The organism is Planomicrobium okeanokoites (genome assembly GCF_003428875.1).
GTDB classification, from domain to species: domain Bacteria; phylum Bacillota; class Bacilli; order Bacillales_A; family Planococcaceae; genus Planococcus; species Planococcus okeanokoites.
This window is the reverse complement of sequence record NZ_QQRS01000004.1, coordinates 22,580-40,583: the sequence shown is the minus strand read 5'-3', so window position 1 is coordinate 40,583 and position 18,004 is coordinate 22,580. Positions and strand designations below refer to the sequence as shown.

Below are 18,004 nucleotides of genomic sequence, written 5' to 3'. Positions count from 1 at the left end.
AGGGCATAGGTAGTAGACCATATTACTTAAAAAATTATATATTTTTGAGCAAAACTGTGTCCTTATTTATTGTTTCAGTATATAGTTAACATAGTGACTGCAAAAACTTGTGAAAAGAAAGACGGGGAAAAGATGAATATAATTGCTGTACCAACAATTCAAGAAACCATTTCCAAGATTTTCATGACGGAAAGTGAAAACTTAAACCAATATGATGGCCTGGAAAAGTTTTTTGAGACAGAAACCCAATTAATCTACGAAATCCATCACTTGGAAAAAGAGAAAGCCAAAGAGACGCTTCGTGCTTTGATCGATATGATTTCACTGCATGCAGGCAAAGATACGATCCGTGCAATCCGAAACTATTACATAGTACTTTCTTCGGTGATGGCAAGAAAACTTTTCGAAATGCGCGTGCCTCCTAAAAAAGCTTTTGCTTTCAATAATGCCTGCATCGAGCTTGTCGACAACCGCATGAATGATTCAGAGTTTTTATATGTAGCGGATGAACTGATTGAATTTTTCATTTCAGTTATCTCAGAACGCAAACAGCCTTCATTTGGGCATCAGACTGTAAACAAAGTGGTCATGTTCATCAACGACGAAGTGGAACGCGATTTGTCTGTTGAAGATGTAGCCAAGCATTTCCATATTTCAACAAGCCATTTGTCGCGGATTTTCCGTGAACACGCGGGCATCACGTTGGTGGAATACTTGAATGTTCGCCGTGTTGAGGAATCTCAGCATTATCTCCGCCATTCAGACAAAGGGATTTCAGAAATCTCGAAGCAATTCCATTTCTGCAACCAAAGTTACTTCACCCGCATTTTCAAGAAATATACGACGGTTACGCCGAAGCAATTCCGCGACAGCCAGCATATTCCTTATTTCAGATATACATTGCCAAACGCCAAGTAAGGAGAAGAAATTCTCCTTTTTTTTCTGTTTTTTTTTAGTTGGTGCGGCTGACGTTAAGCCACAATCCTGTCAAATCCCTTATAAAAAACAAGGCAGAGACTTTTCGCGGTTTGAAATATGCGCTTCGAATGCGGTATACTTCTTAATAGTTTAAAAAGGTGAAGGTGACTAATTTGAAAAAGAAATTTATTTTAATGTCAATGCTTACGGCAGCAGTGCTTTTCCTGAGTGGCTGTTCGGCTGTAGAGAATAAAGAAGGATTTTTCTATAGCATTTTTGTCGCGCCATTTGATTTCTCCCTCGATTATTTAGGTAATCTTTTTGGCGGCAGCTACGGGCTCGCGATTGTAGCTATTACAGTTGTCATCCGACTCGTATTGATGCCTTTCATGCTGCGCACTTATAAGCGCCAGCAGGGGATGAAAGTGAAGATGGATGCCATGCGTCCTGAAATGGAAGACATCCAAAAGCGCTTGAAGAGCACGAAAGATAAAGAAGAACAGATGAAGCTCCAGCAGGAAATGATGGGGCTCTACAAGAAACACGAAGTCAACCCGTTGAATATGGGCTGTCTTCCGGTTGTTATCCAGATGCCGATCGTTATGGGTCTGTATTTCGCGATCCTGTACTCGCCGGAAGTTCGTTCGCACGAGTTCCTTTGGTTCAATCTTGGTGAACCCGATATCATCATGACCTTGATTGCCGGGGCTGTTTACTTCTTCCAGGCAAAAGTGTCTCTTTGGACTATGCCGGAACAGCAGCAGAAGCAGATGAAACTCTTCATCTACATTTCACCGATTATGATCATGTTCATCTCTTTCACGTCTATGGCCGCTTTGCCGGTTTACTGGACAGTCGGTGGTATCTTGCTGATCATCCAGACGTTCATTGGACGCAAGTTTTATTCCAACCATCCGGAAATCGCTTTGGAAGCAGTTGAATCAGATGAAAAAGTGGATCTGGAAAAGAAATAATCATGAAAGCTTGCCGGCATTGGATGCCGGCTTTCTTTTTAGGGAGCGAAACAAATGAATTCAAAAATGCTGCAAGGAATCGGCATTGCCTCACTCAGTATTTTGGCCGTCGTATTCCTGTTCATGGGATATATGGACATCGCGGTTCTCTTCATGACTGTGCTGTTCGTTCTGACGAACACATTCAGATACCGTCAGATGAAAGCGCAGGGCATGGACCGGGAAGCGAAATGGATGATGGGGATGGCAGTCATCTTCGGTATTCTCTTTTTCGTCGTACTGGGGACCATCTTGTTTTAATCGACTGATTGAAAGTTTTTGATAAACGTAAAACAGCGCCGCCCAATAATGGGAGGCGCTGTTTTTTCTTGCTATATTATGTTCCTTTGAAGTCTTCTTAAGCGGTAGCTGCGGTATTTTGAGCCTGCCGTTTATCCTGTTCTCGTTCATTCAGCAAATGATCCAATCGATTTAAAAGATTGAGAAGATCGCTTTGTGAAATTTGTTTCATTATGCCCATCTCCTTGTAGCTTTGATACCTATTTATTCGGCTGGCATCTGAGGCTTTTGGGGGTGGAATAAAAATTAATACAAATATTTTTTTCGGGTCATCAGAACAACGATGATTGCCGGGAACGAAAACGCGATCATGCCCAGGAATGATAAGCCAGGTGAAATTTCATACAGGAATCCGCCGATGAATGTCAGCAAGGCGACACTCAGGCTCATGGCAATCGCTGCATACATTCCTTGGGCAGCCGGAATGTGCAAGGGATCCAGTTTTTCAAAGATATAGCGGATGAAAGCAAAATGGGCGACGCCGAAAGAAAGCGCATGCAGCACCTGTGAAAAAATGAACACCCAAACAGAGGGAAACATGAATATCAGGATCCAGCGCACAGTTGAGCCGATGCCCGCAAGAAGAAACATTGAAGACACACTCCATCTGTCAAACCAGGTATCCGCTTTAGCGAAGAAAATGATTTCAAAAATGATGGCGACATTGAGCACGAGGCCGATATAAAAGCTGTTGACGCCGATATCCTGTAAATAGATGAATCCGTAATTATAATAAGCCGCGTGGGCCCCCTGCAATAAAATCGAAACGATCAAGACGGTCAGAAACGCTTTCGACTTCAATAATTCGGTGACAGCGCCTTTGCTTGCCTGATTTTTGGGTTCCGGTTTTATTGATAAAGGTGCTGAAGAGACGGCCGATTGTGTGATTGCCATGAAAAGCAGACCGGCAAGCATCACCCAAAGAATCGCTTGTTCCTGCCAGACGGCGGTTGCCATTCCGACAATCAGCAACGCAATGGTATAGCCTAAGGAACCGAAAGAACGGCTTTTGCCATAATGGATGCGGTCACTTTGCATCAACACAGTGGCGCCGCTTTCCATGGCGGGCAGAATGTTCGGATAGACCAAACTGAAGATGAATGTAATGGCAAACAACATGATGTACGAATTTGCCGGTATGTATAAAGCCATGCTGACGAATGAAGCGATGGCCAGGATCTGCATCAGCCGGCCAAGGGAAAACAGGCGGGTGAGCATCGGAAAAAACAGCAAGGTGGATAAAGAACGGGCAATCATACCGGCTCCCATGATGATGCTCGCGGCGGAAACGCTGAGTTCTTTATCGTTAGTTAGCCATCCGGTCCAGTATGGAAGGAATACGCCCCACGTAAAGAAGAAAGCGAAGAAGTTGAGTGACAGCCATTTTTGATTATTCATTCGTGTACCCTCTAATCGTTAAAAGTCATTTCAAGTATATCGAAAGTTCATTGATTTAGGGAGAATTTAAAGCATAAAGGTGATAGAATGATAAAGAACTTGAGAGAAAGAAGGAGAACTATGCAATCTCGTTATTCAATGAATAAAAAAGATAAGAAACCTTATATAAAATGGATCTTGATCATCGGTGCTGTTCTTATTGCGGCATCGATCACTGTGTGGCTCTATCTTCACGACTGGGATATGGAGCGGAGTCTCAATGCTTTGACGGGGGGGGATAGCCAGCAGCCTGCTGTTGAATCTGAAGCGGAAGAGCAAATTGTGGATGTGCAGGAAGAAGACGTGGTCATTCCGGAAGAAAAAGAGGAAGAAGTCGAAGAAGAACTGCCGGTAACACCGGAACCTAATGAAGAAGCGGTGGAAGAGGAAGTCAAGGATGCTACCGTATATCCGGAATCGATTGAATTGCCGGATGAACCGACCGTAATCGATGGCATCCTGCTTGCGAACAAACAGAATCCGCTGCCTTCGGATTATGCTCCAGGTGTAAATCCTGATGCGCAGGATGCTTTTGGAGCGATGCGTGCTGAAGCGCTGAAATCGAATATCGATTTAACCGCATTCAGTACATTCCGTGACTTTGCCCGCCAAAAAGAATTATATGAGGGCTATGTCGCTAAAGACGGGCAGGAAAAAGCGGACCGGTACAGTGCCCGTCCCGGTTTTTCGGAACATCAGACTGGTTTGGCCTTTGACATAGGTGAATCCGGAGCGGAACAGCACTGGGCGGCGGCCAGTTTTGGGGATACGGAAGCTGGAAAATGGGTGGCTGACAATGCCCATCGTTTTGGTTTTATCCTGCGTTATCCGGAAGGCAAGGAGCAATTGACCGGCTATATGCACGAATCGTGGCATTTCCGCTATGTCGGAAAAGAAGCGGCGAAAGAGATTTACGATGCGGATATCACTTTGGAAGAATATCTTGAACAACAATAAATGATTCGAAAAAGCGCCGATCAGCAATTATTGCTGATCGGCGCTTTTCTTATTGTCCAGACTCCAACGGCCGTTTCCGCTTTTCTTACAAAATCGGAGCCAGCAAACGGGCAATCGATTCTTTTGTTTTGATCATTTTTGTTCTTTCGAAATAGGCTTGCATAGTAAGTTCATTCGACAATTCCATATCCTGATGGAACAGTCTGCCAAGTTCCTTCGAAATTTCATTGTCATAGATGAATGCATTCACCTCGAAATTCAATTTAAAGCTCCGGACATCAATATTGGCGGTTCCGACAGTTGATGCCTTATCGTCCACGACGATCATTTTCGTATGCAGGAAACCGTTATCGTAAATGAAAACACGCGCCCCTGCACGCAGCAGCTGGCCGGCATAAGAGTACGTCGCCCAATAGACGAAGGGATGGTCGGGTTTATTCGGGATCATCACCCGAACATCGATCCCTGATAAAGCCGCCACTCGGATCGCGTCGTAGAAACTGGCATCCGGGATGAAATATGGGGTCTGGATGTAAATGTATTCATCGGCCATATTGATCAGTTTCATATAGCCGTCTTTGATCTGTTCCCATTCCTCGTCGGGACCGCTTGACACGATCTGCATGGATGTCGTACCTTTTTCAGCTATAGCAGGGAAATAAATCTCATCATACTCAATATCCTGGCGAATGGAAGCCTGGTTCCAGTCGCGGATGAACCGGGTTTGAAGCGGATGCAGAGCTCCGCCTTCCAGCCGGAGATGTGTATCGCGCCAATAGCCGAATTTCCGGCTGAGACCGATATATTCGTCACCGACATTAAAACCGCCGATGTATCCGATGCATCCGTCGATAACAACGATTTTTCTATGGTTGCGGTAATTTAAACGAGGGTTGATGAGCGGGAGTATGGAAGGAAAGAACGTTTCCACTTCTCCGCCGTACCTGATCAACTCTTTGAAATGCCTTTTGCTTAATGTCCGGGAACCCATATCATCATACAGCAGCCTGACTTTCACACCTTGTTTCGCTTTTGCTGTCAAAGCTTCCAACAGCCGGTTGCCCAATTGATCAAGCCTGAAGATATAGTACTGGATATGTATGTGATGTTTGGCATTTTCGATGTCTTTTATAAGCGACTCAAATTTATCGCGGCCGTCATTGAAAATCTGAACATCGTTATTTTGAGTCAGAACAGCACCATTATTTCGAAGGTGAAGATAAATCAGGTCTTTATACTCTTTGGTATTGTCATTTCTGAAAAAGAACGTATCATCATGAAGCTCGTTCATTTGATGAGCGATCAAATTCTCGATTCCTACACGTGTACGGCCTTCCCATTTGAACAATGTCTTTTTTCTGAGGCGCCGTCCAAGCAGGAGATAGATGAAGAAACCGGCAATCGGAATGAAAAACAGCACCAATAGCCACGCCCATGTTGAAGAAGCATCACGGCGTTCAAGAAAAACCAGTGCTGCGGCAAGGAAAATATTCAATATGAAAATGGCGACGGATAAGACGCTGATGATGGTGAGTGTCATTTTACTGCCCCTTTTGTGCGAACTGCATTGTACTTACAGTATAAACCATTTATTTCTCTAAAAGAAGAAATTGTAAAACATGACTTTGGAATTATTTCTTAAAGCAAAAACCCGCTTCAAAAGAAACGGGCTTGCCGGTTTAATTGATTTGTTCCTGTTCTTTCAATTGTTCAACGATGCCTTCAACTTCTGTACGGCTCATTTTCTCTCTGCCGGATTTTAATGCTTTTAATGTGCTGTGTGCCAAAGCAAGCGGGACTTTACAGAACATCAGAATCCGCTTATTGGTGATCGATTTTACATACAGATCGGCTTGTGCCAGATTTTCATTTGCATAATTGAACATATCGTCGCGTGTCCAGCCTTCCGGTACAAAGCTGACACCACGCTCGCGGTCCTCATCCAGATTGCGGAGCATATTGACGGCTTGCAGGCCGCGCCCGAAACCAATCGCAAGCTGCGGATCTGTTTCCGTATTATCATGCCATTTCCAGAGATCGGAAAGCATCGTACCGACCAGTCCCGCGACATAATACGTATAATCATCGAGGTCTTCGCGGGTGCGGATGACAAATTTTCTGTCTACCCATTTGGCCATTCCGTCGGCCATTTCCGCTGTCGACTCCAAGACTTTCGGCGCTATTTCAGGCGGGCAGACACTGATCCAATCAGCCAATCGGAGGCTAACTTCCGGAAGCATGTGTTCATAAGGTTTAAGCAGCGCTTCATAAGCTTCCCGATCGAAGGGCATATGAAGCATTTTACTGGTTTCCCGTAACAGCCTGCTTTTAACTTCATCGTCCAATTCCGGATGATCTTCGAGTTCATCGATTGCGCGCATGCAAAGGTAAGCTGAGCCTACAGTCTTTTTCAGAGCAGGTTCCAAAAAACTGATGGGAATGAAGAAGGTACGGCTCGTTTCTTTCAGCATGACCATTGACTCTTTTTGCAGATTCGCAACTTTACTCATCTCAAATTCCTCCTTTTCACTTGGATACTCCATCGTGCGTTTATGTATTTATGTATATTCTCTTGGCGTAAACCATTCCTGAAAATGAAATTGCCTTCCCCTTAAATATAAACCATCTGACGGAAAAAACAAATGATAACGGGGACTGACGCTAAACCGAAAGAAAAATCCCTTTCCAGAACACGAGGTTTGGAAAGGGAGGGTTATTCCGGATGAAAATGCGTCCAGGCTTCCTGAATGCCTCCGGCACAAGCTTTCGAAGCTCTGAAAATCATCTTGCTTTCAGGACATTCAAGCAATTCAGGCTGGGCATTGCCAACCATAACAGATGGATGGCCCAAAGTCAGCATTTCTTTATCGTTGCCCGAATCACCGGCCACCAGTATTTTGGCCTCACGTGCACTGAATTTATCTAGGATATATTCAAGCGCTGAGCCTTTGCCGCTGCCGGCTGGCAGGATGTCGAGGTCACGACCGCCACTGTATATCAGCCTGTGAGGAATTCCTGCTTCTGTAAGACTGTTTTCAAAAGCTTCCACAATTTTAATATCTTCAGCGTAATAGGAACACCGGTTAGTAACCGGCAGGTCCTGTTTTTGCAAACCTTCAAATGTCGCGGCAAGTCCATCAATTGCTTCAGGCTGCCATTGTCCGAGCATCTTGTTTTCCCATTCCAGGTCTTTTTTGAGCGGTGCTCCGATATGGACTTCTGTCCCGACATCCGTAACGAGTACATCAGGGACAGGCAAATTTTCCTCTTGGATCAGTGACAAAGCCGATTGGTAATGGCGTCCGGTGATGTAGATAAGAGACACGGTGAATTTCTGTTTATTATAGAACTCCAGAAGTCCATCGAGCCCTTTTCGATCACCGACTAATGTTCCATCTAAATCGGTTGCCAGTATATGTGTTGCTTCTTTCACTGCTTACCACCTCATACATTTTCAATACTCTTTCAGAAATCGACGGCCAATGGAAATCTTTTTTAGCCAGTTCTACAGCTTGTCTGCTGAGTTTTTGGGCAAGAAGGGAATTAACCGAAATAACCTCCATCGCTACAGCCAAATCGACTGCATTTTTCGTTTCCACAAGAAGGCCGGTAACCCCATCCTGAACGACATTTTTAAGTCCGCCCACATTCGAAGCGATAACGGGGCTTCCGCAAGCCTGGGCTTCTGCCGCAACCATTCCGAAGGATTCATAGAAACTCGGGACGATGGTTGCTGTCGCGGAATTGAAGAGCAATGCCAGTTCTTCCTGTGATTTAGGGCCGAGAAAGTCCACATGATCTTCTATACCGCGCAAAGCTTTCCGGATTTTATGGTTTTTTGGAAGTTTTGTCGCAGGGTCAATTGCATCCGGTTCGCCGCCAGCGAGCACAAGGCGGGGGCGATACGTATCTGTCGTCTTTTCGGCGAGCAGCTTAAATGCATTCAGCAAGGTGAAGATGCCTTTGGTTTCTTCCAATCTTCCGGCGAAAACGAATAATGGACTGGAATATCCAAGTTTTTTGCGAATATGGGTCCGGCTTCCGCGTACTTTAAACGCTTCGTCAACACCAATGGGGATTACGCTGATGGGAGAAGGAGAGTCGACATTCTTTTTGATCAAATGTTTTTCACTGTTTGTAGTAGCTAAAACGTGATCGGCTTTTTGCAAGATCTCAGTTTCAGCTTCTGTCCGCCGTTCATCTTCAATTCCTGTGGCTTCTTCTTTTGCCCAGCCAAGGGAATGGGATGTGTGGATGAATGGCAGATTAAACTCATCCTTCAATTTTATCCCGATTAAACCTGACAGCCAGTAATGGGTATGGACAATATCATAAGTTTCGAGTGGAAGTGTCTCTTTCAATTCGTTATAAAATGCAGAGAGCATTGAATGCATTTCATTTTTTGATACGAAGCCTTTGTATCCGGCTTCTATGCGGATTACACGGCACGCTTTTCCGAATTCTTCGATACGGGGGGCCGATTCTTCACACCAATGCGTGACGACATCTACCTGCAGTCCTTTATCTTCCATTGCAAGTGCCAATTGTTTTACATAATTATTCTGGCCTCCGGCTTGCTTACCGCCCAACTTTGCCAATGGATCTCCATGATCCGAAACAAACAGCACTTTCTTAATCATCGAGTTCATCTCCGTTTCTATATTCATAAATCCTTATTAAAAAAATTGGGACTTCGTTTTTGTATACCCCAAGATATGGAACCATAAACCTTAAATCTGAAAATTAATATATTTGTAAATCTTTGGTGGACCAGCACAAAAAACGCCAGTTGATGCTGGCGTTTAAAGGCTGAAGCAAAATATATAATTTAATTTTTTATAGTAAAGTTAACGGTCGACGAACTTGCCGTGGGAAGGCACTGCTTTCTTCTGGAAATTTTTCGCGAGATCAACAAGCCCTTCCGCCAGCGCAGAACCATAAATCGGTTTGCCGTGGCCGGTGACTGCAATTGCCGGCTGCAGATCAGTCAGTTTTACAACCGACTCCCATGCTGCCCGCCAGTCGGTGGTCAAATAGACAGGGGGACCGCAGACTTCTTTTTTCTGCGTCAATACTTTATAGAGGGAATCCTGTTTGACGGTCACGAAAGCATCTCCTGCAATCAGCAGTTTGCCCGCTTTTCGGAACAATGAAACATGTCCCTCCGAATGGCCGGGAGTATGGATCCATTGCCAACCGGGCATGCCAGGCACTGACCCATCTGCTGGAAGTTCTTTCAGATGCGCGGAAATATCGATGGCTTCCGCAGGGAATGCTTTTGAAATTTTCGCGACGAGCCCGCCTTCAACCGATGAATCAGGCTGAGGATAATTGGTTATCCCTTTTAGATAGCTGAATTCCAGTGGGTGTGCGTAAACGGGAACGGGATATTTTTCAAGAATATCGATGATGCTGCCGACATGGTCGAAATGGCCATGGGTAAGTATGATCGCTTTCAGATTGTGATCCGGGCCAAACCGATTTTCGGCTTCCTGGAGGATCTTATCAGCGGAGCGGGGCATGCCGGCATCCACTAAAATATAATCACTGCTTACATTTGGGTTCCCGATGAAAAAGAGATTGACGATCTGATTGGTGTAGCAATACACATCCGGGGCAACTTCCACTCCGGAGCCGCTTTTAACGGAAGTCATCGGCAGGATGGCTTCAGTGCTTCTGCTTTTTTCCATTGTCTATTCCTCCTGTCTCGTATCGTTTCTATTTCTTGCTTTACCCGCAAATACAAAAATTGAATCAGGCCGCTGCAATTTGGAACGAAGTTGAGTATGGTGCGGTTGTGCTTTAGAATGGAATGCATAAGAAGCAGAAAAAAGGTGAAGATATGAAGTCATTGATCATTATTGGTGGAGGGATCCTGGGAGCGTCGACGGCATATGAAGCGGCGAAAGCAGGAGCGGAAGTGACGTTGATCGACCGCAAAGATCCGGGCCAGGCGACCGGTGCAGCCGCAGGAATCGTTTGTCCATGGATATCCCAGCGCCGCAATAAAGCCTGGTATCACCTCGCAAAAAGTGGAGCGAAATACTATCCTGCATTGATAAAGGAACTGGTGGAACTGGGTGAAACGGAGACGGGTTATAAGCAAGTGGGCATTGTCAGCATCCACGAAGACAGCAAATTGGATAAGATGGAAGCCAAAGCCCGTGAGCGAAAAGAAGATGCACCTGAAATGGGTGTCATTGAAAGGCTGGATGCCGGGCAGACTAAAGCTTTATTTCCGCATGCAGGCGATGAATATGGATCGCTTTACGTAAGCGGCGCGGCAAGAGTGGATGGCAGAGCTGTTCGGGATGCACTGATTAGCGCCGCCAGAAAACTGGGCGCAGAAATTATCGCAGGAGATGCGAAGCTGATTGTTGAAAACGATAAAGTGGTCGGCGTACAGACGGAGCAGCAGGAAATATTCGCTGACAGCATCGTGTCGGCAGGAGGTGCGTGGGCGCCTGAATTATTCGGAGCCCTTGGACTGGAGATGGATGTGGTGCCGCAAAAAGCGCAGATTCTCCAATTGCAGCTGGATGACAATGCGACTGGCGAATGGCCGGTGGCGATGGTGCCGTTCGGACAATATATCGTCCCATTTTCGGATGGACGCATCATAGCCGGAGCCACACATGAAAATAATGCGGGTTTTGATACTAAATTGACGGCAGGGGGTATCCACCATGTACTTGATAAAGTCCTGGACGTTGTTCCTGGGCTGGCTGCCGCAGAATTGACAGGCGCCAGCACCGGCTTTCGGCCATCGACTTTAAGTGCTTTGCCGTTTATCGGCCAGGTTCCGGAACACGAAAATCTTTTCGCCGCCAATGCTTTGGGATCTTCGGGGCTGACGGCAGGACCGTTTCTGGGCTCGCAGCTGGCTAAAATAGCGATGGGGATTCCACCGGATATCGAATTGGGTGACTACTCGATCGATGAGGTTTTCCGAAAAGTATAGAAAGGGGAGAGACTCGTGTACTGGTGTAAAATTGCCCGCTCCAAAAAGGAATTCGATGAAATAGCAAAACTGAACTACACCACATTCGTGGAAGAGATTCCCCAGCATGAAGCCCATGAATCAGCGATGCGAGTGGATCCTTATCATGAACAGAATACATATCTGGTCGTATTGTCCGATAAGGAATTGGTGGGCATGATTGCCGTTCGCTCCGACCGGCCGTTTTCCCTGGATCGAAAAATTGGCCAAGTTGAAGTACATCTCGATAATCCGGGAAAACTTTGCGAAATACGATTGCTCGCTGTTCGGAAAGAACATCGCAATGGCCGCGTCTTCTTTCTGCTGGCGCGTGCTTTATCCGATTATTGCTGTGAAGAAGGATTTGATGCCGCAGTAATTTCTGGCACAGTCCGTGAATTGAAACTTTATGGACAGCTCGGCTTCCGTCAATTCGCAGAGCCTGTAGGCAGCGGGGACGCCGTTTTTATTCCCATGATTACCACGCGCGCTGATTATGCGGAGTCTGTAGCTGCAAGGCTGCAGGCAAAACGAAGATTGTTTTTGCCGGGCCCTCTGAAACTGACGGAAGAATTGGGACGCCCCTTTACTGAAGAAGCGATGTCTCACCGGTCATCCACCTTTCAGGCGATCTATCAGGAAGTGAAAGAAAAATTGCGAGTCATGTCCGGTGCTTCACCCTACCTGTTGTCAGGGAGTGGCACCTTGGCCAATGAAGCGATGGTGGCCCAGCTTTCCAGGCGGAATGAACGCGGTCTGATTTTGTCGAACGGAGAATTCGGTGAGCGGCTGATCAGGCAGGCAACGCGGTGGCAGCTTGAATTCGACAGTGAAGAAAACCAGTGGGGCGAAAGTTTTTCCATGGAATCCATCCAAGAATTACTGGGAAGCGGAAAATATGGCTGGCTGCTGATGGTGCACGGCGAAACTTCGACCGGCATGGTGAATGATTTTGAAGCTATCCGTGAGCTGTGCGAAGAATACAATATTAAACTTTGCGTTGATTGCATCAGCAGTTTTGGGGCAATACCATTTTCAATGGAAGCCTGTTGGCTGGCGACGGCGACCAGCGGTAAAGCAGTTGGCACAATGAGCGGACTCGCTGTCGTATTTTCTGATCACGAAATAACTGCAGACTACTCATTGCCAAGCTATCTGGATCTCGGGATGTATCAGCATGACATCCCTTTCACCTTGCCATACAGCTTGCTGAAAAGCTTCGGAATTGCGTTGAAGCAATATCCGGAACGTTATCAATTGCTGCAGGAGCGGTTTGAATATGTAAAAGGGGAAATTGGCACATGGCCATTAATGGCAGAAGGATTTCCTACCGCAATCACAATCAGGTCGATTGAACAATTTGCGGATTTTCCGCAAGATGCCCATTTATCAGGATATGAACTCCATGCCCAAAGCGGCTATCTTCGCCGGCGCGGCATCTTTCAGATTTCCTGCATCCAGCCAGGTTTTGAAAAAGACTGGGCTGCACTGCAAAAGTTTTACACAATCTATTTCGCTTATTAGAAGGAATGAAAAAACCCGCCGTTATCGGCGGGTTTTATTTTGAAGTTATTTCATCATAGACGTTCATGATGAATTTTTTATAGGGCAGGTCGGGCATGGGATCAGCATTGTTCTTCGCTATTTCTGCGTGTTTCATGGCTAATTCATGTCTGCCCTGCTCTTCATAGATTAATGCAAGATATGCATCTTTTTCATAATTCATCAACAAGTCGTAAGGGTGATGCATGAACTCCCAAAGGCGGTGTTTCTCAAGCCATGGCAATGCTTCATCAAGTTTCCCCATACCATATAATGCCTTCCCTTTTTCGATGTAGAATTGGGAAGTCTCTTCATCATTATATTTTTTCATGTTCTTGTCTATTAACTTCAAGGCTCCTTCAAAGTCATGCTTAAAGCTATTGAGGTAATGAGCTTCCAGCAGATCCAGAACGATATCGATTTTGGGATCTTCTGTAAAGTCGGCGAACACTCTTAATTTATCGATGTAATAATTCTTTCTTTCTTCATCATTATTTAAGATGGAGTGGAAAGCTGTAACTCTGTATAGAGCATCGATTTTATAAAAAATCTGGTGTTCTTTCGAATAATTGATTGCGTCTTCAATAATATTCAGAGCATCTTCATCTTCAGCAATTGCCATGTGAAGAATCGCTTCCGAAAAGTCGAAGTCCAATTTTTTTAGTGAGTCGAGAATGATTCCCCGTTCATCAAACACTTTCCGTGAATGCTTCAGCATTTTCAAAGACTCTTCGTACTGATGGTCGTTAAATTTGAGCATAGCCCGGAATAACTGGATATCTGCACTATTGTTCATAAGATGGAGGCCTTCGTACATTTCTTCTGCCTGTTCAAGATGTTTTTGCCAGCCGTCTTCTTTCATATAATAAAGACAGCGGCTGTAGATTTCGAGGAGGCGGGCAGATTCATAGCGGTAAGGCAATTGATCGATGAATGGAGTGACAAGTTCAACAATTTTCTTGAAGCCGCTTGTCATATCATCCATTATTTTTAGGTAGATATTTTCAACTTCCTTTAAAACCTCCCGCAGCTCTGAGGGGGAAACTTCTTCGAGAAGTTCATTTAGATGGATATTTAATTGTTTGGCAATATAAGCCAAGCTTTCCATAGAAGGATTGGCTTTATTGTTCTCTATCAGGCTGAGCATGCCTTTGGACAGTTCTTCACCTGCCAATGCCTGCAATGTCAGGCCTCTTTCTTTTCTTAATTTCCGTATGCGCTCACCTAATGAAGCCATTTCATCACCTGCTTTTCAGTATAGTTTAATTATATTAAACTTTCTCTTGCATTACCAGAAGGACCATGATATATTTTGTTTAATTAAATTAAACTTTTGAAAATGGAGAGTGAAAAAAATGAGCGAAGCAGCAAAAATCAGCAAAGCTACTTATCATTTGTACACGTTTACCATCAGTAAGCTTATCTCGACGTTCGGCAGTTCCGTTTACGCTTTCGGCATCAGTTTATATGTACTTGCGCTCACGGGATCAGCCGCCAATTTTGCGCTCAATTTGATCTGCAGCATTTTGCCGAGAACGCTGCTTGCGCCATTTGCCGGGTATATCGCGGATAATTACTCGAAGAAAATGATCGTCATTTTAGCGCAGCTGGCCAGTGCTTTGGCAGTTGCCGGTTTGCTGGTCTACAGCATCTATGCAGGTTTGTCGCTGCCGGCGATCTACACGACGACTGCTCTGATTTCTGTCAGTTCCATGTTTGCGAGTGTGACATTCTCTTCAGCCATCGCGAACCTGATAGATGCTGACCGTATTCAAAAGGCGATGGGTTTCAATCAATCGGCCATCGCGATCGCTACGATCGGCGGACCGGTTGTCGGAGGGATCCTGTTCGGGTTCGTTTCGATGAACGTGTTTCTGATCATCCAGGTGGCCGCTTATTTAGTGGCTGTAGTTCTTGAGTCTACGATGAACTTCAAATTGTTTACGAACCGGATTGCAGAAACCGCTGGAGCTGTTAAAAAATCGATGGCTGCTGGCATGAAAGAAGGTTTTGTCTATTTGAAATCGAACCGGGTGGTCATGGTGATCGTGACGGTTGCTGTCGGAATCAATTTCTTCTTTTCCGCACTGATGATCGGGCTGCCGTTTATCGCGGTCCAGGAACTGAAAATCGAGGCGACGCATTTCGGCTTCATCGAAGCGATGATTGCAGTAGGGATGCTATTAGCTTCCATCTATTTCTCGGTAGGCAAAGAAGTGAAATTTCCGTTGCGCTTTTCAAAAAGGGGGATACTGGTCATGTCGGTTCTCCTTGCCGGACTTGCCTTGCCGCTGATGGTTGACCTGTCCTACAACGGATCCGTCGTTTTCTTTCTGGTGCTGATGCTGGTTTTCGGTGTCACGAATGTATTTGTCAACACACCGATCGGCGTCATGATGCAAAAGGATGTCGAAGAAGAATACCGCGGTCGTGTTTTCGGCATCCTGGAATCGATGGCCATGGCGATGATGCCGCTCGGATATCTGATTTTCGGATTGTTGTATGATCTCGTGCCGGCCGAGTACGTCGTTATCGGCAGCAGCCTTTGCCTGATCGTATTGACGAGCTTCATGATGCGTCCTTCAATTTTGAAACAGGCTCATCCGGAGCTCGATCAGGATTTTATTCCGGCAGCTCCTGACCTGCAGAAATAAAAAAGAAGTGCTCCGCTAAGACGGCTGGCCATGTTTACGATTATCCAAAAGGGGAAAATCCACAAAGACATATAAATCTGGAAAGGATGATTCGCGATGGATAAGGATAAGCCGAAAAAAGTGCCGGGCCAAGAGCAGGACCGGCAACCCGGATTTGAAAGTGAGATGGATCCCGCACCTGATTTTGCCAAGAATCTGGCGGGGCAGGCGCAGCGCCTGCCCGGCAAAAAAACTATGATTACGGGCGGTGACAGCGGAATCGGCCGTGCGGTTTCCATTGCCTTTGCCAAAGAAGGGGCGGATGTCGCTGTTCTGTATCTGGATGAACATGAAGACGCGGAAGAAACAAAACGCCTGATTGAACAAGAAGGCGGGAAATGTATTTTAATCGCCGGGGATGTCGGTGATGAGTCCTTCTGTAAAGAAAGCGTGCAAAAAGTGGTGGATGAATTCGGTGGATTGGACGTCCTAGTGAACAATGCGGCGGAACAGCATGTCCAAAAGTCATTGAAAGATATCACCGCTGAGCAGATGGAACGCACTTTCCGCACAAATGTATTCAGTATGTTCTATTTGACGAAAGCGGCGCTTGAACATATGGAACGCGGAGCCTCGATCATCAATACTACGTCAATCACCGCTTTCCGGGGTGAACCGACATTGATCGACTATTCGTCAACAAAAGGTGCGATACTCGCATTCACCCGAGCTTTATCAGGGTCACTCGCGGAAGAAGGCATCCGTGTCAACGGCGTGGCGCCGGGTCCTATCTGGACGCCGCTCATTCCGGCGTCGTTCCCGGCTGATGAAGTCGAAGGATTCGGAAGCCAGACACCGCTTGGGCGTCCTGGCCAGCCCGATGAACTTGCACCGGGCTATGTTTACCTGGCGTCCGATGATTCTTCCTATGTAACAGGGCAGGTTCTGCACATTAACGGCGGCACACCTTATTAACCATAAAAAAGCAAGCACCTCCATTACGCTGGGGTGCTTGCTTTTTCTGATGCGCTTTTCGAAGAACCACGGTAAAGGACGATCAGCAGGATGCTGGCAATCGCCAATGCACCGGATAAATAATAGATGGCGCCGGCTTGCATCGTCAACAGCCAAGTGAAGAACAAAGGACCGATGATGCGCCCCATATTATCCATAGAGTAGGTCATGCCGGCAGCTGTTCCATATTTGCCGCCGGATTCTTTTGAAGTCAATGAAACCAATGCTGTCCGGGCAAGTGCATTGCCGGCTGTGAAAATGCTTAAAGCAACTCCTGCAAACAGCAGGCTTGTGGTAAAGGGCAGCAGCAGCAAACCGGCAGCCGTAACGATTTGGGCTCCGATGATCCATTTCGTTTCAGCGCCGTCTTTAATCTTGCGGACAACACCGCCTTGGATTGCCGCATCGACAAACCCGCTCGCCATGAACAGATAGCCGAGCTGAAGCGGCGTGATTTCAATCTGATCGATCTGGAACAGCTGGAACGTCGATTCCAGGCCGGCAAGCAGGAAAGTCACCATGAACGACATCAGGAACAGGTAACGGACCCGGAACTGCCAAAGAGTGCTGGCGCCTTTCGGAAGCAAAGCGCGTTTTGTGGCTTCACCTTGCCGGACAGGCTCTTTCAATACAAAGCTTGCGTAGGCCATGAGAAGCAAAATCAGCACAGCCGAGACGGTGAACGGCAGAGAAAGTGAAACTGCTCCAAGCAAACCGCCGATAGCCGGGCCGAAAATGAATCCCAGGCCGATTGACATCCCGAGGAAGCCCATGTATTTATTGCGTTCTTCATCGGTTGTTATATCGGCAACATAACCTGTTACCGCTGTATACAAGGCACCGGAAAAAAGTCCCCCGACAATACGTGATAGATATAAAAGCGTGAGATTATCCAGAAACAGCGAAAACAGGAAAAAGCTCAAGCTGAACCCGGCGAGACCTGTCAAAATCAATTTCTTTCTGCCGGTACGGTCTGACAGTTTCCCCCATAATGGAGCTGTAAAAAAAGAGGAGAGCGCGTAGATGGTAATGAGGCCGCCGACATGGATCTCACTGTAGCCCTGCTGGACGATCACTTCAGGCAGGATCGGGATGATAATACCGAATCCGAGATACACGAAAAACTGGACGGACATCAGCAACAAAATAGTTTTCTTCATAAAATAATTTCCCGCTTTCTAAAAAGGCTGTGCTTTCAGTTTACTCCTGTT

General features: G+C 46.1%; 16 protein-coding genes. 8 read left to right on the top strand and 8 right to left on the bottom strand.

Features of this window, described 5'->3' with window-relative positions:
- The first annotated feature begins 132 nt into the window (after positions 1 to 132).
- From D2910_RS10105 to D2910_RS10095, 3 genes are all read left to right on the top strand, one after another.
- Positions 133 to 918: a helix-turn-helix domain-containing protein gene (locus tag D2910_RS10105; RefSeq protein WP_084243052.1), complete on the top strand. Its 786-nt coding sequence runs from the start codon at positions 133 to 135 to the stop codon at positions 916 to 918.
- Between the two features lie 173 nt (positions 919 to 1,091).
- A complete protein-coding gene (gene yidC / locus D2910_RS10100; protein ID WP_084243051.1) occupies positions 1,092 to 1,892 on the top strand; it encodes a membrane protein insertase YidC in 801 nt (266 codons plus the stop codon).
- A 54-nt stretch (positions 1,893 to 1,946) separates the two neighbouring features.
- Positions 1,947 to 2,192, top strand: coding sequence for a hypothetical protein (locus D2910_RS10095; protein WP_117313421.1), 246 nt, complete (start codon positions 1,947 to 1,949; stop codon positions 2,190 to 2,192).
- Between the two features lie 285 nt (positions 2,193 to 2,477).
- Here the strand turns inward: D2910_RS10095 and D2910_RS10090 are convergent, their stop codons facing one another.
- A complete protein-coding gene (locus D2910_RS10090) occupies positions 2,478 to 3,629 on the bottom strand; it encodes a 3-phenylpropionate MFS transporter (protein ID WP_117313420.1) in 1,152 nt (383 codons plus the stop codon).
- Between the two features lie 120 nt (positions 3,630 to 3,749).
- On the opposite strand from D2910_RS10090, the gene D2910_RS10085 reads away from it, so the two are divergent.
- Positions 3,750 to 4,625 carry a M15 family metallopeptidase gene (locus D2910_RS10085; RefSeq protein ID WP_117313419.1) on the top strand — a complete coding sequence of 292 codons (876 nt, stop codon included), beginning with the start codon at positions 3,750 to 3,752 and terminating at the stop codon, positions 4,623 to 4,625.
- Positions 4,626 to 4,710: 85 nt separating this feature from the next.
- Here the strand turns inward: D2910_RS10085 and cls are convergent, their stop codons facing one another.
- From cls to D2910_RS10060, 5 genes are all read right to left on the bottom strand, one after another.
- Positions 4,711 to 6,165: a cardiolipin synthase gene (cls, locus tag D2910_RS10080; RefSeq protein ID WP_084243047.1), complete on the bottom strand. Its 1,455-nt coding sequence runs from the start codon at positions 6,163 to 6,165 to the stop codon at positions 4,711 to 4,713.
- Between the two features lie 139 nt (positions 6,166 to 6,304).
- The gene (locus D2910_RS10075; RefSeq protein WP_101801579.1) at positions 6,305 to 7,135 is read right to left on the bottom strand and encodes a squalene/phytoene synthase family protein; all 831 of its coding nucleotides are present in this window, start codon (positions 7,133 to 7,135) and stop codon (positions 6,305 to 6,307) included.
- A gap of 203 nt (positions 7,136 to 7,338) precedes the next feature.
- Complete coding sequence (locus D2910_RS10070) at positions 7,339 to 8,058, bottom strand: HAD-IIB family hydrolase (protein ID WP_240633599.1); 720 nt, start codon at positions 8,056 to 8,058, stop codon at positions 7,339 to 7,341.
- Positions 8,003 to 9,265 (bottom strand): glycosyltransferase, encoded by a 1,263-nt coding sequence (locus tag D2910_RS10065; protein ID WP_084243045.1) that lies wholly within the window; start codon positions 9,263 to 9,265, stop codon positions 8,003 to 8,005. The genes D2910_RS10070 and D2910_RS10065 overlap by 56 nt, the downstream gene beginning before the upstream one ends.
- Before the next feature lie 207 nt (positions 9,266 to 9,472).
- On the bottom strand, positions 9,473 to 10,315 hold the full coding sequence (locus tag D2910_RS10060) for an MBL fold metallo-hydrolase (RefSeq protein ID WP_084243044.1): 843 nt from the start codon (positions 10,313 to 10,315) through the stop codon (positions 9,473 to 9,475).
- A 152-nt stretch (positions 10,316 to 10,467) separates the two neighbouring features.
- On the opposite strand from D2910_RS10060, the gene D2910_RS10055 reads away from it, so the two are divergent.
- Together D2910_RS10055 and D2910_RS10050 are read left to right on the top strand one after the other, a co-directional pair.
- Positions 10,468 to 11,586 carry an NAD(P)/FAD-dependent oxidoreductase gene (locus tag D2910_RS10055; RefSeq protein WP_101801581.1) on the top strand — a complete coding sequence of 373 codons (1,119 nt, stop codon included), beginning with the start codon at positions 10,468 to 10,470 and terminating at the stop codon, positions 11,584 to 11,586.
- Positions 11,587 to 11,601: 15 nt separating this feature from the next.
- Positions 11,602 to 13,128, top strand: a complete 1,527-nt coding sequence (locus D2910_RS10050; protein ID WP_117313418.1) for an aminotransferase class V-fold PLP-dependent enzyme — start codon at positions 11,602 to 11,604, stop codon at positions 13,126 to 13,128.
- A 34-nt stretch (positions 13,129 to 13,162) separates the two neighbouring features.
- On the opposite strand, the gene D2910_RS10045 is transcribed toward D2910_RS10050, so the two are convergent.
- Complete coding sequence (locus tag D2910_RS10045; RefSeq protein ID WP_117313417.1) at positions 13,163 to 14,383, bottom strand: helix-turn-helix domain-containing protein; 1,221 nt, start codon at positions 14,381 to 14,383, stop codon at positions 13,163 to 13,165.
- A 118-nt stretch (positions 14,384 to 14,501) separates the two neighbouring features.
- Between D2910_RS10045 and D2910_RS10040 the strand changes: the two genes are divergently transcribed.
- Both D2910_RS10040 and D2910_RS10035 read left to right on the top strand, forming a co-directional pair.
- Positions 14,502 to 15,800, top strand: coding sequence for an MFS transporter (locus tag D2910_RS10040; protein WP_117313416.1), 1,299 nt, complete (start codon positions 14,502 to 14,504; stop codon positions 15,798 to 15,800).
- 96 nt (positions 15,801 to 15,896) lie between these two features.
- Positions 15,897 to 16,754 (top strand): SDR family oxidoreductase, encoded by an 858-nt coding sequence (locus D2910_RS10035; RefSeq protein ID WP_117313415.1) that lies wholly within the window; start codon positions 15,897 to 15,899, stop codon positions 16,752 to 16,754.
- Between the two features lie 23 nt (positions 16,755 to 16,777).
- On the opposite strand, the gene D2910_RS10030 is transcribed toward D2910_RS10035, so the two are convergent.
- A complete protein-coding gene (locus D2910_RS10030; protein ID WP_084243039.1) occupies positions 16,778 to 17,953 on the bottom strand; it encodes an MFS transporter in 1,176 nt (391 codons plus the stop codon).
- Positions 17,954 to 18,004: the final 51 nt, after the last annotated feature.